Origin of the sequence: Janthinobacterium sp. SUN137, from assembly GCF_030587265.1 — a bacterium.
Lineage (GTDB): Bacteria > Pseudomonadota > Gammaproteobacteria > Burkholderiales > Burkholderiaceae_D > Janthinobacterium > Janthinobacterium kumbetense.
This window is the reverse complement of record NZ_JAPWHZ010000002.1, coordinates 627,643-641,723: the sequence shown is the minus strand read 5'-3', so window position 1 is coordinate 641,723 and position 14,081 is coordinate 627,643. Positions and strand designations below refer to the sequence as shown.

The window sequence follows — 14,081 nt, the reverse complement described above, 5'->3', positions numbered from 1 at the left end:
TGCGTGCTGCATGCATATGTTTTTTGCTCTCTCATACTTGATGACGAATGGCGCCCCGGAAAACCCGCATTATTTATGCTCCGCCGCCAGATAGGTGTCCAGGCGCTCATGGACGCGCTTCAATTCGTATTCGACCGTCCGCAACGACACGCCCAGCCGCTGGGCCGCCTCTTTTTGCGTCACGCCTTCCGCATGCACGAGCAGCGCGACGGCCCGGCGGCGCTTGGGCATGCGGTCGAGCAGCTGCAACAGGGCATCCAGGTCCGAGCGTATCTCGGCCGTGCGCGCCGGACCGGGGGCCGGGTCCACCAGTTCCTCCAGCAATGCATCGATATTATCGCCGGACAGCAGGCGGCTGTGCCGGCGCTGCACGTCCACCGCGATATTGACCGCCATCCGGGACAGGTAGGCACCGGGGTTCTGGACGGGCCCAAGGTCTTCGCCGCCCTTGAGGCGCAGCCAGGTGTCGTGCAGCGCATCGCCGGCATCTTCAGCATTGCCCAGCTTGCGCGTCAGGCGCTGCTTGATGGTGGCGTAGTGCTTGCCCAGGTAGTTCAGCAGGAAAAGCTGCGTGCCTTCGGACATGGCTAGCCCTCCCCCTGCTGCTGGCCGCACTGCGGTCCCACGCCGGGGGCGCTGGGCGCAACCATCATGGTCAGAGGCTGCCGCGCGATTGCCGCTGGCGGAACACTGCCGATGTGCACACCGCGCAGTGTGTGCAGCAATGCGGCATCGCGACGGGGATCGCCACTGCTGCCGAGCAGGCGGACGCCGCCGATGCGGCCATCCGTTTCCAGGTAAAACCTCAGCAAGGACGTGTAGTTGCCCGGCCGGGTACGCGCATCCGAGCACAGCGCCTGCCAGATACGCATCTGAACCAGTCCGGCATAGCCATCCTCGCTGAACAGCTCCGCCATGCCATTGCGCGGCAAGGTGGATGCCGGTGCTGCGGATGCCACGGCGGCCTCTTTCAGAATGAAGGTCTGGCCCAGGCCAGAACTGCGCCTGTCAGCAACCAGTCCGGTACCTTCGAGCAGGATGCGCAATGCCGCTTCGGCCGAATAGTGGCCGTATACCGCCGTGGAGGTACGGGCATGCGCAATATCACTGGAAAACAATGCAGGCTGTCCGGTGATGTCCGCATATTGGTTCAGCGCCGCATTGAGCGGCTGCGCCGGGATACTGAAAGCAAGGAGAGAAATAGCCGCATCAGAAACGGGGTTGACACGTGCTGCACCTGTAGGCGGCAAATCGGAAGGAGCGCCATGGGCGTCCCCTGTTAATCCGATAAACCCACTCAGTACCCAGAAGAGCGCCAGCCCGTTGCAGCTCAAGCCGCCGACGTACATACGCACCCCTGTCGATCCCGCCACCGCGCATTGCCGCGAGCGTCGTCAAGCCAGCAGCAGTGCTGCATGGGGCATGGCAGGATGACGGATCGAGTCGGCAAGGTAGCTGCACCATTCTGAAATGGTGCATAGTGGCATTCAAATGTGACGGTGTTGTTACATCAACACTGAATCGCCATGAGTTGCTATCGGTAGCTTAGACTCTTCTGATCCACAGTTCTTGAAAGAGGAAAAACCGGTGGATCGTGTTGGTAGCCTGAGTGTCCTGACAGACGCCAGGTGTACGATCTCATAGCTGCCTGATCCAACGACGAAATCGGATCTGCCCTACCCCTGGCGATCCCTTGGCACGTTGCAAGACAGTGCCGTCAATCAATAAGCGAGAAAGATAATCATGTTGGATAAGAAATGGTGGCATAACGCCGTCGTGTATCAGATCTACCCACGTAGTTTTCAAGACAGCAATCACGATGGGGTCGGTGATCTGGCCGGCATCATTGGCAGACTGGACTACCTGCAACATCTGGGAATCAACCTGATCTGGCTGTCGCCAGTGTACCGGTCGCCGATGGACGATAACGGCTATGACATCTCCGACTATCAGGATATCGCCGCCGAATTCGGCACATTGGCCGAGATGGAGCAGTTGATCGCAGAAGCGGCCAGGCGCGACATCCGTATTTTGATGGATCTTGTGGTCAACCACACCTCTGACGAACATGCCTGGTTCGTCGAGGCGAAGAAATCCAGGGATAGCCCCTACCGTGACTACTACATCTGGCGCAATGCAGGCGCCGATGGCTCCCCGCCCGACCAGCAACGTTCGTATTTTGGCGGGAGTGCATGGGAGTACGATTCCGCCAGCGGTGAATATTACTTCCATCTGTTCTCGAAACGACAGCCGGACCTGAACTGGGAAAATCCCCAGGTGCAGGCAGAGGTGTATCGCATGATGAACTGGTGGTTGGACAAGGGCATCGGCGGCTTCCGCATGGATGTGATCGATCTCATCGGCAAACAGGTCGACCAGCAGATCATCGCCAACGGCACACGACTGCACCCGCTACTGCAGCAAATGCACCAAGCGACCTTGGCCGCACGCGATGTATTGTCGGTGGGCGAGACTTGGAGCGCCACCCCGGAGACAGCCAAGCTGTATTCCGACCCGGCGCGTCAGGAGCTGTCGATGGTCTTCCAGTTTGAGCACATCACAATGACCCACGATACCAAGGAGGGGAAATGGAAGCCGCGGCCGTTCGATCTGATCGAATTCAAGCAGATCATCGGTAAGTGGCAGACCGAGCTAGCCGATGCCGGCTGGAATTCGCTGTTCTGGAATAATCACGACCTGCCGCGCGCCGTATCCAAATACGGCGACCCCGGCCGTTACCGGGTCGAGTCGGCCAAGATGCTGGCCACCGCGCTACATTTTCTCAAGGGTACCCCCTACGTCTATCAAGGCGAGGAAATAGGCATGACGAATGTACGTTTCGATTCCATTGACGACTATCGCGACATCGAATCGCTCAACCTCTACCACGAACGCACGGCCGCCGGTGTACCACCGGAGACGATGATGGCCGGCATCCACGCCAACGGGCGGGACAATGCACGCACCCCAATGCAGTGGAACAGCACACACAACGCCGGCTTCAGTACTGGCACGCCATGGCTCAAGCTGAATCCCAACTACCCGGAGATCAACGTCGCGGCCGCACTGGAACAACCCGATTCGGTCTTCTTCCACTACCAGAAGCTGATCGAACTGCGCAAGCACTGGGACGTCATGGTTTACGGAAATTACCTGCCGTTGCTGGAGCAGCACCCGCAGGTATTCGCCTACCGGCGCAGCTTGGGAAGCCAACAGCTGGTTGTCGTCAACAACTTCTCCAGCGAACACGTCGAACTGGATCTGCCGGCAACGCTGCACGGCATTGCCGGGCAAGGCTTGATCAGCAACTATGCCCAGCGTGACAGCTGGACCGACCACCTCAGCCTGCAGCCATACGAATCGTTTGCTATCGCTTATGTGTGTGAGGCAGGGGCGCGAGTAAAGCGTTGTTGTGCAATCACGTCGAGTCGCGCGAACGCCTGGGTAAATGGCGCTGGGTGGTTGAGCGCACACTGGGCTGATTGCACCGCTTCCGCCGATTACGCGTCCGCTACGAGCGCCGTGCCGATATCCGCCAGGCGCTTCTCTCGCTTGCCTGCATACTCATCTGCTGGAGATACATTCAGCGGTTTTGTTAGACGTTCTTAGTGTATGAAGTTGTTGCTTTGAAAGCAAGGAAGAGGATTGTCAGGCGTACTAAGCCAGCTTGATGTGAAAACGGCCGCAGAAAGCGGCCGTATCGTTGAGGCTGGGCAGTGGATTAGAAATCCCATTGCCCCAAGTTTGCCCCAAGCTCGTATTCAGACAAGATGTAACATCCTAAATCATTGAATACAAACGAAAATTTTGGTGGGAAGTGCAAGTTTCGAACTTGCGACCCCTGCAGTGTGAATGTCGAATTAGCGGACATTACTGGACATCAGCGGACCACCCGTTCATAGGGAAAAGTTTGATTTTCGTCCGGCGAGATCCGTCAAAATGCGCTATAGTTTTTCATACTTTTTTCATACTCCTGCCAGCGGCATGGAGCATCTTTCCCTATCCTTTTCCCGTGTAGGCATTCGCAGGATAGTAGCATGGGCGACAGAATCGATACCGTCACTGCACGCGGCAAGTTAACTGCCCGACGCGATCCGTATTGGCAACGGATCAGCCAGGGATTGTTCGTCGGCTTTCGCAAGATGACGAGCGGCACAACTGGCACTTGGATGATCCGGTACCGTTCAGAAAACCGCAAACAACTGCAACAATCATTAGGTTCGCTTGAGCAATTTCCGGCATTCGAACGTTTTGACAGGGCTGTCGATGCAGCTAAAAAATGGATTACTCACCTTCATCAAGGGGGATCAACTGAGAGTAGCACAGTGATGGACGCCTGCAATGCGTACACAACAAAAATTAGAGAACTGAAGGGTAGCAAGGCCGCCGACGATCTTGACGCACGATATCGTCGCTGGGTCGCCATTGACCCGGTTCACCGGATTGAACTAACAAAGCTCACGCGGGAACATATCCACTCCTTTCGAAATCGCATGGTAGCCGCGCCAGTTAAGGTCGGCAAGTCGGCAATCACCCGCGCACGATCCAAAGATACCGTCAATCGAGACATAGCGGCCATACGCGCAGCACTCAATCAAGCACTTTCTGATGGGAAGGTGACCAGCGACTTCGCCTGGCGCATCCCGCTGGCGGCCTTCAAGAACGTCACCAAACGGCGTGAACTCTATCTAGACCGCAATCAACGAAAAGAATTGATTCGCGTGGCACCGGTAGACTTGGCGCAGTTCATCAAAGGCTTGTCAATGCTGCCACTAAGACCAGGCGCACTTGCCGCCCTGCTCGTTGCTGATTTCGACACCAAATTCGAAATATTGAAAATCGGTATAGACAAGAGCGGGGCAGCCAGGAAATTCAAAATTCCGCCAGAAATTTCCCAATTTCTTAGGGAGTGTACACAGGATCGACCAAGCACCGCACCACTCCTTGCCCGTGCTGACGGAAGCGCATGGAATAAAGACTCCTGGAAACATCCGCTCAAGACCGCAGCCAAAGACGCAGGACTACCATCAAACACCGTCGCCTACTCCCTCCGCCACGCGGCAATCACCGATTTGGTTCACGGCGGCTTGGATCTGCTGACCGTCGCACAAATTAGCGGCACCTCAGTGGCAATGATCGAAAAATACTATGGCCATCTGCGAGGCGACGTTGCCGCCAGCGCACTGGCAAAGCTCGTGCTTTAGGGTGCCTAACAAAACCTCTGAACATATCGCCAGAAGATGGATATGCTGGCAAGTGACAGGAATGCCTGGTGAATATCGGCACGACGTTCAGAGCGGATACGCAGCCGACGGAAAAGGCGGAGTCTACCGAGTGCGCATTCGACTACTCAGCGCCATTTTTCCAGCTGCTGGCGCGACTCGATGCAGTAGCAGGCAAGCGTGGTGCAATACCTCTACTGCGTATCCAGGCGCGATGGGTGCGCGCCCCATATACCTTAACTGGTTTGTCAATCAAGCCAGTTTGGCCATTCACGCCAGCGTCGGCGATATCGCCGACAGTCACCGTTACATCCCCTACCGCCTGGGCAATCAATGTATTTTCTTCGCCCGAGCCGGCGACGTACAGGCGCCCTACCCTGTTGACGACCATGCTGCTTTAACTGACTTTTTTTGCTCTCCAGACGTACACCGAAGTCGCTTACGGTCGTCATCACTAGGTTGATGCGCGGCCTTCGATGGCCAGCAAGTACGTTTTGACAACGACGCCACTCACAGGGGAATTGATATCGTTTCCTGCCATCTACACTCGCTTAAGTGATTAGGAAATCGAATCCAGAATGAATACCATAAGAAAACTCTGTAAAAAACGGCTCTAGCATACTCAGTTATTCCAACAGGAAAATTTCTCTAAAAAAATCACTCCCACTCGATTATCAATGAGATCGCCAATGGATTGATTTTCAAAGATTTTGTATGCCACAAATGTTTAATACCGTAAAAATGCCTTCATTAAAAAGTCAGGTCCTGGGGACCACCTCAGCATCTCATTATCATACGCTTTCCAATGAGTTCCAGCATCGATTGCAACTTTCGAACTTGCTTTCCCGGGGCTTCAAACCCGCTCAGCGTCTGGTTTTCGCAAGAACTGCGAGAAGTAGATGCGCTAAGCTAAGCTAAGCTAAGCTAAGCTAAGCTAAGCTAAACTCAGCTGACATGTTCACAAAAATGTTCGCAAATTTCGCCTTCAAGTAACAGCTACGCCTGAAGCCAATAAACTGGACGAGAACCATCTTTTTTACCAAACACCTTTTCAGCGATCAGAAGCTTCTCCAACATCGGGTCCTCAACCTGGCTTGGAAAAAGGTGCGATGGTGAAGGCAAATCGCCTGGTACAAATCCACCGTCAAACTTAATCTTCAATCCAATGAAGCGACTGGCGTAGTTTCGATAAAGAGCACCCGAGCCACCTAAGGTCAGGCAAGCCTGCCGGGACGGCCTCAGCGCTTCCTCCTGCGGTAGCAGGTTTTCCGATCGATACAAAGGCGCCATACCTTCGGGGACGAATAGCACGTAAAGCACGGAAGTGCGGAGGTCAGTTACAGCCTCGCACGTCATACCTCCGTCGTCACCTATTTGTAGCTTGGTAAACGCGAAAAACTCTGCTACACGATGGTCGGATGTTACATCCACCACAGGGGTTGGCGCACCATAGTGTTGCAATATAAGGTTGCGCCGTGAGTCCTCATGAACCAACCGATGTCCCTTTTCGACCGTTCCTAGAAAATTCCCTTGCGCGTCATAATGTTCTGTAACGGTCCTCATCTCATTCTCTAGACAGCGCGGATCACGCGAGTCTGGTGCGAGGAACGAAACTTCGCTCTTAGCAGTGCCTTTTAGCGGTGGTACATATCGAGTCTCCTTTTCAAAGACCACGCGTTCATAGAAGTGCCAGCGAACGAGGTCACCTATGAAATTCGAGTAACTCTCTGGTTTAACGTAATGCTGTTCAAAGTTACGGTATATTGACGGCAACAGGCTATGGTCCCTTATGTTGGAATATGGGGTGATTCCTGCCTCAACTAAAAATTTTCGATCAGGCAACAGTCGCTCAGACGTTTGACCACGATAGACAGGTGTCACCTTGAACGGAGCAATTGCGCAAGCATTCTCTATAAGGGAGATCAACTTGTCGAGCTCGACTTGTGATTGAACTGTGACAGTTGGAATGCCTGCCACATCTCTGGTGTACAAAGGTTGCTCGCGCGGTTGCAGCACTCTTTCCCATACTGGAACGCCAACATTCAGCAGATCGCACTGGTTTTGGAAGATAAGTTTTTCTCGAGGAGCATTGCGATTTTTAATCCAGTTGACAAACTCTACTGATCCGCCGAGCCAGCAATTATTCATGCGGTCAGGATTATCTAAAAGAATGAATCCGGTCAACGGATCGTACAAAAATATTTGCTGATCAGCGTCAAAAGGTGCGGTAACCCTTCCGAAAAAATCTGCTCCCGGATGAAGAGCTTCCAACAGTGGACGCGAGATAAATGTCAACCCTCCCTCCCCAATCTTCTCCACTGGGATGTTAAAGCGAGTTGCAATTTTCTGTAGGCTTTGGGTAAGTTCCTCTGGGGAGAGGTCGTGCAACGGCTCGACGTGCAACCTAAGTTCGCCTGGCTGACTACCTAGCCTGTATAAGGCTGGCATAAATCCACACAAAAACTGCGCCCTCTCCGATAGTCCAGTGGCGTAACTTCGACCAACTGAGGACATCTTGTGCCAAGTGTCAGGTTTATCCCATGCTGGAAGCTCACTCAGCATCATCGCATAGTCGATCGATAGCCAAGAAAAGAGTTGGGTGTTTTTAACGAAAAAGGAATTATCAATCAGTTTTTCGGTCATGTTTATTGTAGATACCTATTTTTGAATAATTAAGCCGTTCCAGGTCATTCAGCCAAACTGGGCGATGTTGCCATTCACTTCCTTAACGGTACGAGCACTAACTCGCATGAAAAATTCGTTTAACGCGCCATCGATCGCCACGCCTGTCAATCGAGAAATCGCCTTTATGCGCATCCCGTATGCGGAGCCCCTGCGAGGTTGCAAGCAAGTATCCTGCCGGATCCACCCAATGCACGCCGCCAGATCTCACGATCGGCAGCACGTCATATTGCGCTGAAGCTCCGACTCCCCGGTTCAAAGTAACATTAAAGGCAGGGTTAGGGGCTGGTGCCGTGGTAGTAGCTTGCAGTGTCGCGGCCCAAGCGATGAAATTCTGGGGATCTATCAAGTCCTCGGCTTCTTCGATTCCGCTATTGATGTTTAGCCATGCTTCAAATTCATTCCGTCGGTCTGCAGCGGCGGAGCGCGTCCCTTCAATACCCTGTGCAAGTGCAAACGCAACGAAAGGATCTAAAGTCCCCCAACGCAGTAGTTCTTTTGCCCAAAATCCAAACCAAGGTAGACCTGTTGTTGATCTCCACGTCGCCAGCGATGGCACAAAGAATGGTTCTTCGGTTCCGTCGGACCACGCTTGCGCAACGACCGCCCCTATTGCAGCCCCAACCCTGAATTCAAAATTATCACTAGTAAACCGCTGCCAGTTACGCAGCTCGCTAGGATCAGGGGACGGCGCTCCAGGAACATCCATTAGCCACGCTAATGGCTCGATCCAATTGCCGAGCAACGTCTGATCACCAACTGTGTTTCTGGCGCGAATCCCAAAGCCGCGATCATTCGCCAACATCGCTACCAATTCACCAAAATAGTTCAGACGCTGCTGAGCATTCTGCGTTCCATAATCCACGGCTGCCGCTAGAACTTCACGGATCACTGGTGCCACGGCGGTGAATCGCCTTCCGACATACGGCGAAAAGCCATACTGGAAAAGACGCTTCCGTTCAGCAGGGTCAGGATAGACATTCTCAATTAACCCCATTCCTCGCCGAACAAAGGCATGCTCCAGCCAAGCCTCTTGTGAGGCGGCGATCTGACTAAACGTTCGCCCCCACAATTGAGCCAAGAAAGCCTCCACATTAGCTAGTGATAGCTCGTCGTCCGCTACCATTGCCACCTCTTCCACCGCAGTGAGCAAGATACCGTCCAGTTCGTCCACGCTGTCCGCCAATCTGGCGAGACGATCGTTATGTGCCCCACCCGCGTGGTCGCTAATATCAGCTGGAGAAATTTGCTCAAGCCAACGCAGAAACTGAGTGTCGCCCACTCCCAATAGGACTCGTGCGCGATCAGCGATGGTCGAAATTAACAGCGCAAGTGGGCTCGTTATCTGGCCACCGTCTCCTTCTTCCTGGCGCAAGTTTTCCAGGAGATTTTCATAGTCTTGCTGCATTTCCAGGATTTGACGGCGCTGAAGTGCCAAAGTTGCCGCCGCCGTGGTTGAAGGCACCGTGGGCAATGCGATCAAGGTAATTCCCTCCATCCCTTTCGTCGCACCAGGCCGACCTGCGCGGCCCGCTAGATTTCTGAATTCGGCTGTAGACATCGGAGTTACCGTCGAGCGCTCTGTTCCCGTTGCCTCGGGATCGTAGCGACGGCGACGCAGAGACAGAATAAAAATGATATCGAAGGGAAGATTGACACCTTCGGTAAGCGTTGCAGTAGCGACAGTAATAGCGCATATTCTGCGTTCAATTAGCTGTGTCATTAACCTGCGCAAGCGTTGCGGCATCTGGCCGTGGCTGCTGGCGATTCCGTAATCGAGCAAAGCCAACTCATAGGAGTCCTCGCCGCAGTAGTCAACGCACGCCGCACGCGCGTCATCAAAGACCCTTCGGTCGGCAGGATCATTCGGCAATGAGAACCTCAACGCAGCCGACCACTCAGGACGGTCGATGGCCTCTTTGAACCATCGCATGGTCTGTTCCGGCCGCTGCGTCACCGAGATCAGTACCTTACGTCCGTCGTCGATTAGATGCAGCGCGGTCCAGAGGACATGCAACTCGTTGAAGTGATAAATACTGTTTCGCACTGAGGCACGAAGCTCGGGCATTCTAGCAATGCGAAGGGGAATATAAACGGGCTCTTGACGACCACGGACTCGCAATGGGGCACCGTTCATCAGCTCCACCAACAGCTTGCCAGCATGCCCGCTTGTCGCCTCCAAAACACCAATCAGTTGTCGAGTGCTTCTATAGCGTGTGCCAATCGGCTGCGCTTCCGCATCCCCCTCGATCCATTTAGCCACCGGCGCTGCCGCTCCACCCGCGACCGCGGTCAATGCAATCCTCGCTATATCAGGCGCCCGAGCCAATAATCGTGAGACAAAACTCTCCAGCCTTAGCGATCGGCTAGCGTGATCAGCGAAATCTGCGCGGGCGCGACTATTATCCTCGGAGACTACCTGATGTGCTTCATCAACAATAAGCAGCCTAAGCCTAGCCACGAGCAACGGTCCAACGTATCGCATAAGTGCCTCGGCCTTCTCCACTGTCGCAATCAGCACTGTGGGGCGTTCCGCTTGGAGCCAGTAGTCTGTTATTCCCCAGTCGGCGCCGCCGTAGAGGCCAGTAACAATGAAATCACTACCGAGCTCATATGTTAGTTTTGCCTCGACCTCTCCAGCAAGCGCACGAGACGGAACCAAATACAGTGCCAGCGGCATCTGAACATCATCGTCCACCAACAACAGTTCCTTTAAAATGGCCAGATTGGCTACCAAGGTCTTTCCAGATCCCGTCGGTGTACATAAGGCAAATGACGATTGCTGCAGTAACCGATCCAATCCCTGCTTCTGCGAAGTCCATAGGATACCTCGTCCGCGACTGAACTGCCCCCTCCCAAATCGCTCCAAACGTAACAACTGTGCCGGTTTGATTGACGCAAGTCCGCGCAGTGGTATATAAATGCTTGACTGTGAATAGCCTTGCGCCACTGCCTTCATGAGGCTGATCAACGTCGCAATATCACTCGTAAAGGTTCGAGTTGCAAGTCGTTCTAGTGCTTCCAATTTCTGCAGTGCACGGCTAGCGCGTTGATCATCGCCACGTCGGAGCGCAGCTGCCGTCAATCCGATACACCTCACCAGTTCGGTCGTGAAGTACCATTCAAGGCCCTCGGATTCCTCTGGCGATAACATTCGCGATGGGTGAGATCGCTCGGTGAGTCCGCTGTTTTTCTCCCAAAATGCGAGTGCCTCGGCAACAGTGCCATCGAAGTCTGCGGCAAAAAATCGAGCGTATAAACGTGTACCTGGCTCCTGAGATTGAACTTGCGCCAACAGCCCGGTTGCCATCGCCGGCAAACCCGCTAGCTGATAAGCGGCCGAAGCCAGCAGTTCTACTGGTACGGCAATAGCTAACTCGTCGGAAGCTCGGGACAACCACTCCAAGATTTCCGCTGCGCGCCGGTAGCAATCCTTCGCAGTGGATGAGTCAACACCGTCGACTTCGCGCAGAACAGCTCCAGCATGTAGCAGGCGCTGAACATCGGATAATTGGGCACTGGACTCGGATGGCTGCCACTGAATAGTTGGCACTTCCCAAGTGCTCTGCATACCTCGAACAAAGGCCCTTGCTTGCTCGGGTGTCAATCGATTTTCGGAGGCAAGACCTCGACCCAGTTGCTCGGCCATTGTTTTTCGTTCAGCATTCGTGTCAGCCATGTATTACGTCCCGTCCCACAGCGAATCGTAGATTCGCCCAATTAAGTCTTCACCATTCGATAGGATGAGTTCCACAACCTGCAGGTCGTGTGGCGCTTTATACTCATCCGGTGCTTTTTCCCAGGCGATCAAGGGTTCTCCTGCTTCACGCCGTGCGGCTCCGTTACCACTAATGAGTACCAAGTTCGTCCGCTCAATCGGTTCGTTATTCTTGATCATGATTGCTTTATCAATCGACAAGATAGCTTCTGCCATACCCACCGGATCTAGCTCATGTAAAAGCTTTTGCAGCTGCCGCATCCCGTGTGGGATTGGAACATCGATATTCAACTGCCGCCAAATACCGTCATTGCCACGCACGCGATTCCCATCATCATCCTCAACCCACTGCCCAAACAGCAAATTATTGACGACCGATGGAGTCAGTTTCGCACGCCATTTAGCTTCCCCGACAAGATAACGGACAACCTTCCCGTCGTTATCAAGTGCGAGCGCTAAGAAGTCTGAACCAAAGCGACCGAATACTTGACGTTCCCGAGTTGGGTTTCGCACTAACGCAAATAGGTATGCCTCGACATCAGAATGGTGTCGGAAGAGGAACACGGGAACTGTCCAGCTATGCTTACCGATAAAATCGAAGTGCTGGGCCAGCATTCCACACATCACTTCACCAAAGAGTCCGTGACGAGCTATTGGCGGCAAACAGCTGGGATAAAGGGCATGTCCAACGGTGGGAATATCCGTTGCATCTGGATGAAGATCAATACCTATGACATCATGAAAGTGCTTGCGCGCGTCTCCATGAGCCGACTCAAAATAGGGCCGCAAGCTCCCTGCAAGCGCATCGAGGTCAATATCTGTTTGTTCAAGCAACGTATGACCATAATTGCCCTTTACGCTTGGATACTCATCCAACCATTCATCAATGGCGGCCTCAGGGGCCGGAGAGGTGTGCATAGAGTTCTCCGAAATTCGTTTCGCAAACAGCCTGACTATTGCGGCTTCTCACATAAGTGAGAAGCCATCTAATTCTTTTGTCCGCTCAAGTAGCGAAATACAACACTAACTCGCCGGCACTACTTCTTAAACACTGGCATGTACACAAAACCATGATCAGGATTCAAAAGCAATCAAGTGGGGCAAGTGTTTTACCACGCCACTCTTCCACGAGTTTGACATTCGGCAACTCTCCCCGAACATCGTTTTGGTAGTTTATAATAAATACTCAATAGTTGCTGTGCCGTGGCGCAACTATAAACTACTATTGCTCAAAAATAAAATGCAACGCCAAAAGAGGTAACCCCCCATTTTTAGAGCGCTCTAAACGTAGAGGTTAAGCGGCCATGGCAAGCTTCTATTTTGGTGTAATGCCGCCAAGTGCCATGATGAGCCGGTCGTGATTGTAAGTCCACAACCAACGGGTTGCAAAATCCTGAATCTTATCGAGCGTTTCAAACAGGTGAGGCCAACCAATCGTAGCGCACCGTGCGGTTATAGCGCTCGACATAAGTATTCTGCTGTGGCTGGTCAGGCTGGATAAAGTCGATGCGAATGTCGCGTTTGGCGGCCCAGGCCAGCGTCACGGCGCTGATGTATTCGGGGCCGTTATCGCAGCAAATGACCTGGGGTTTGCCACGCCATTCGATGATCCTGTCGAGGGAGCGGATGACGCGTTCGGACGGCAATGAGAAGTCAAACTCGACATGCATGAAGTCCATCGACCAGGTGTCGTTGATCTGTGCAGGTACGGCCAGCGGCAGCAGCTTTTCAAGCACCAGACGATGGAGTGGCTTGATCCGCAGGTTCAGTTCCAGCTCGCCATAGATCCTGTAGACGCGCTTGTGGTTCCATTTAAAACCCTTTACGTTGCGCAAATACAGGAAGCACAGACCGAAGCCCCAGTTGCGCTGGTTATTGGTCACGCGTACCAGCCAGTCAGCCACGACAGCGTTTTCCGCGTCGAGCCTGGCGCGATAGCGATAGCAGGCCTGGCTGATGCCGAACGCCTGGCAGGCCAGTCCGATTGCGGCTGAACGCTGGGCCACGGCCCATTGCGCCATCTCCCGCCGCTGAGATGGCGTTACCACTTTTTTGTCAGGGCCTCCGCGACAATCGGCTTTCAAGCGCTCCTCGGCATACATCGTCTTCAGGCGCGGGTTTTCGTCCTCCTGCTCCTTCATGCGGGCCATTAGCGATGGCGTCCATTATATTCTTTCAAAAATCTGAATTTGGAAAAAATCTACTTTAAACGCGATCATTTGACGGGGATCACCTTTCCAGCTTTTAAAACGTAGGCGCATCAAACGCTGAAAATATGCAACCAGAGACGTGCCAGACAGGACATCTTCGACTACATCGAAATGTTCTACAATCCGAAACGCCGTCACGAACTTAATAACAGGCTTTCACCAGCAGAGTTGGAGCGCAGGCATTTTGAACGGCTTGCGGGTGCCTAGCAGACTCGTGGCGATTCCCCCAACCATTCAACATCGCTGTCA

At 53.5% G+C, this 14,081-nt stretch carries 6 protein-coding genes and 4 pseudogenes; 4 read left to right on the top strand and 6 right to left on the bottom strand.

Annotated features, from left to right (window positions below; genetic code table 11):
• Positions 1 to 69: 69 nt before the first annotated feature.
• Complete coding sequence (locus O3298_RS11025; RefSeq protein WP_305059347.1) at positions 70 to 585, bottom strand: RNA polymerase sigma factor; 516 nt, start codon at positions 583 to 585, stop codon at positions 70 to 72.
• Positions 586 to 587: 2 nt separating this feature from the next.
• Entirely contained in the window at positions 588 to 1,349 is a 762-nt protein-coding gene (locus tag O3298_RS11020) for a hypothetical protein (protein ID WP_305059346.1), read from the bottom strand.
• 394 nt (positions 1,350 to 1,743) lie between these two features.
• Between O3298_RS11020 and O3298_RS11015 the strand changes: the two are divergent.
• From O3298_RS11015 to O3298_RS11005, 3 genes and pseudogenes are all read left to right on the top strand, one after another.
• Positions 1,744 to 3,354: pseudogene (locus O3298_RS11015) on the top strand (alpha-glucosidase); the annotation flags it as partial.
• Positions 3,355 to 3,422: 68 nt separating this feature from the next.
• Positions 3,423 to 3,599, top strand: a pseudogene (locus tag O3298_RS11010) (transposase); the annotation flags it as partial.
• A gap of 438 nt (positions 3,600 to 4,037) precedes the next feature.
• Positions 4,038 to 5,204 (top strand): site-specific integrase, encoded by a 1,167-nt coding sequence (locus O3298_RS11005; protein WP_305059345.1) that lies wholly within the window; start codon positions 4,038 to 4,040, stop codon positions 5,202 to 5,204.
• 1,014 nt (positions 5,205 to 6,218) lie between these two features.
• Here the strand turns inward: O3298_RS11005 and O3298_RS11000 are convergent.
• The 4 genes and pseudogenes from O3298_RS11000 to O3298_RS10985 form a co-directional block, all read right to left on the bottom strand.
• Positions 6,219 to 7,865 carry an FRG domain-containing protein gene (locus O3298_RS11000; RefSeq protein ID WP_305059344.1) on the bottom strand — a complete coding sequence of 549 codons (1,647 nt, stop codon included), beginning with the start codon at positions 7,863 to 7,865 and terminating at the stop codon, positions 6,219 to 6,221.
• 97 nt (positions 7,866 to 7,962) lie between these two features.
• Positions 7,963 to 11,583, bottom strand: a complete 3,621-nt coding sequence (locus tag O3298_RS10995; RefSeq protein ID WP_305059343.1) for a DEAD/DEAH box helicase — start codon at positions 11,581 to 11,583, stop codon at positions 7,963 to 7,965.
• 3 nt (positions 11,584 to 11,586) lie between these two features.
• Complete coding sequence (locus O3298_RS10990) at positions 11,587 to 12,540, bottom strand: hypothetical protein (RefSeq protein WP_305059342.1); 954 nt, start codon at positions 12,538 to 12,540, stop codon at positions 11,587 to 11,589.
• A gap of 397 nt (positions 12,541 to 12,937) precedes the next feature.
• A pseudogene (locus O3298_RS10985) lies at positions 12,938 to 13,778 on the bottom strand (integrase core domain-containing protein); the annotation flags it as partial.
• A 79-nt stretch (positions 13,779 to 13,857) separates the two neighbouring features.
• Here O3298_RS10985 and O3298_RS10980 point away from each other — a divergent pair.
• Positions 13,858 to 14,039 (top strand): annotated as a pseudogene (locus O3298_RS10980) (IS3 family transposase); the annotation flags it as partial.
• Between the last annotated feature and the right edge of the window lie 42 nt (positions 14,040 to 14,081).

Coding starts and splice junctions, on each gene's coding strand:
- O3298_RS11005 (WP_305059345.1), top strand. CDS start 4,038: ATGGGCGACAGAATCGATACCGTCACTGCACGCGGCAAGTTAACTGCC.
- O3298_RS10995 (WP_305059343.1), bottom strand. CDS start 11,583: ATGGCTGACACGAATGCTGAACGAAAAACAATGGCCGAGCAACTGGGT.
- O3298_RS10990 (WP_305059342.1), bottom strand. CDS start 12,540: ATGCACACCTCTCCGGCCCCTGAGGCCGCCATTGATGAATGGTTGGAT.
- O3298_RS11020 (WP_305059346.1), bottom strand. CDS start 1,349: ATGTACGTCGGCGGCTTGAGCTGCAACGGGCTGGCGCTCTTCTGGGTA.
- O3298_RS11025 (WP_305059347.1), bottom strand. CDS start 585: ATGTCCGAAGGCACGCAGCTTTTCCTGCTGAACTACCTGGGCAAGCAC.
- O3298_RS11000 (WP_305059344.1), bottom strand. CDS start 7,865: ATGACCGAAAAACTGATTGATAATTCCTTTTTCGTTAAAAACACCCAA.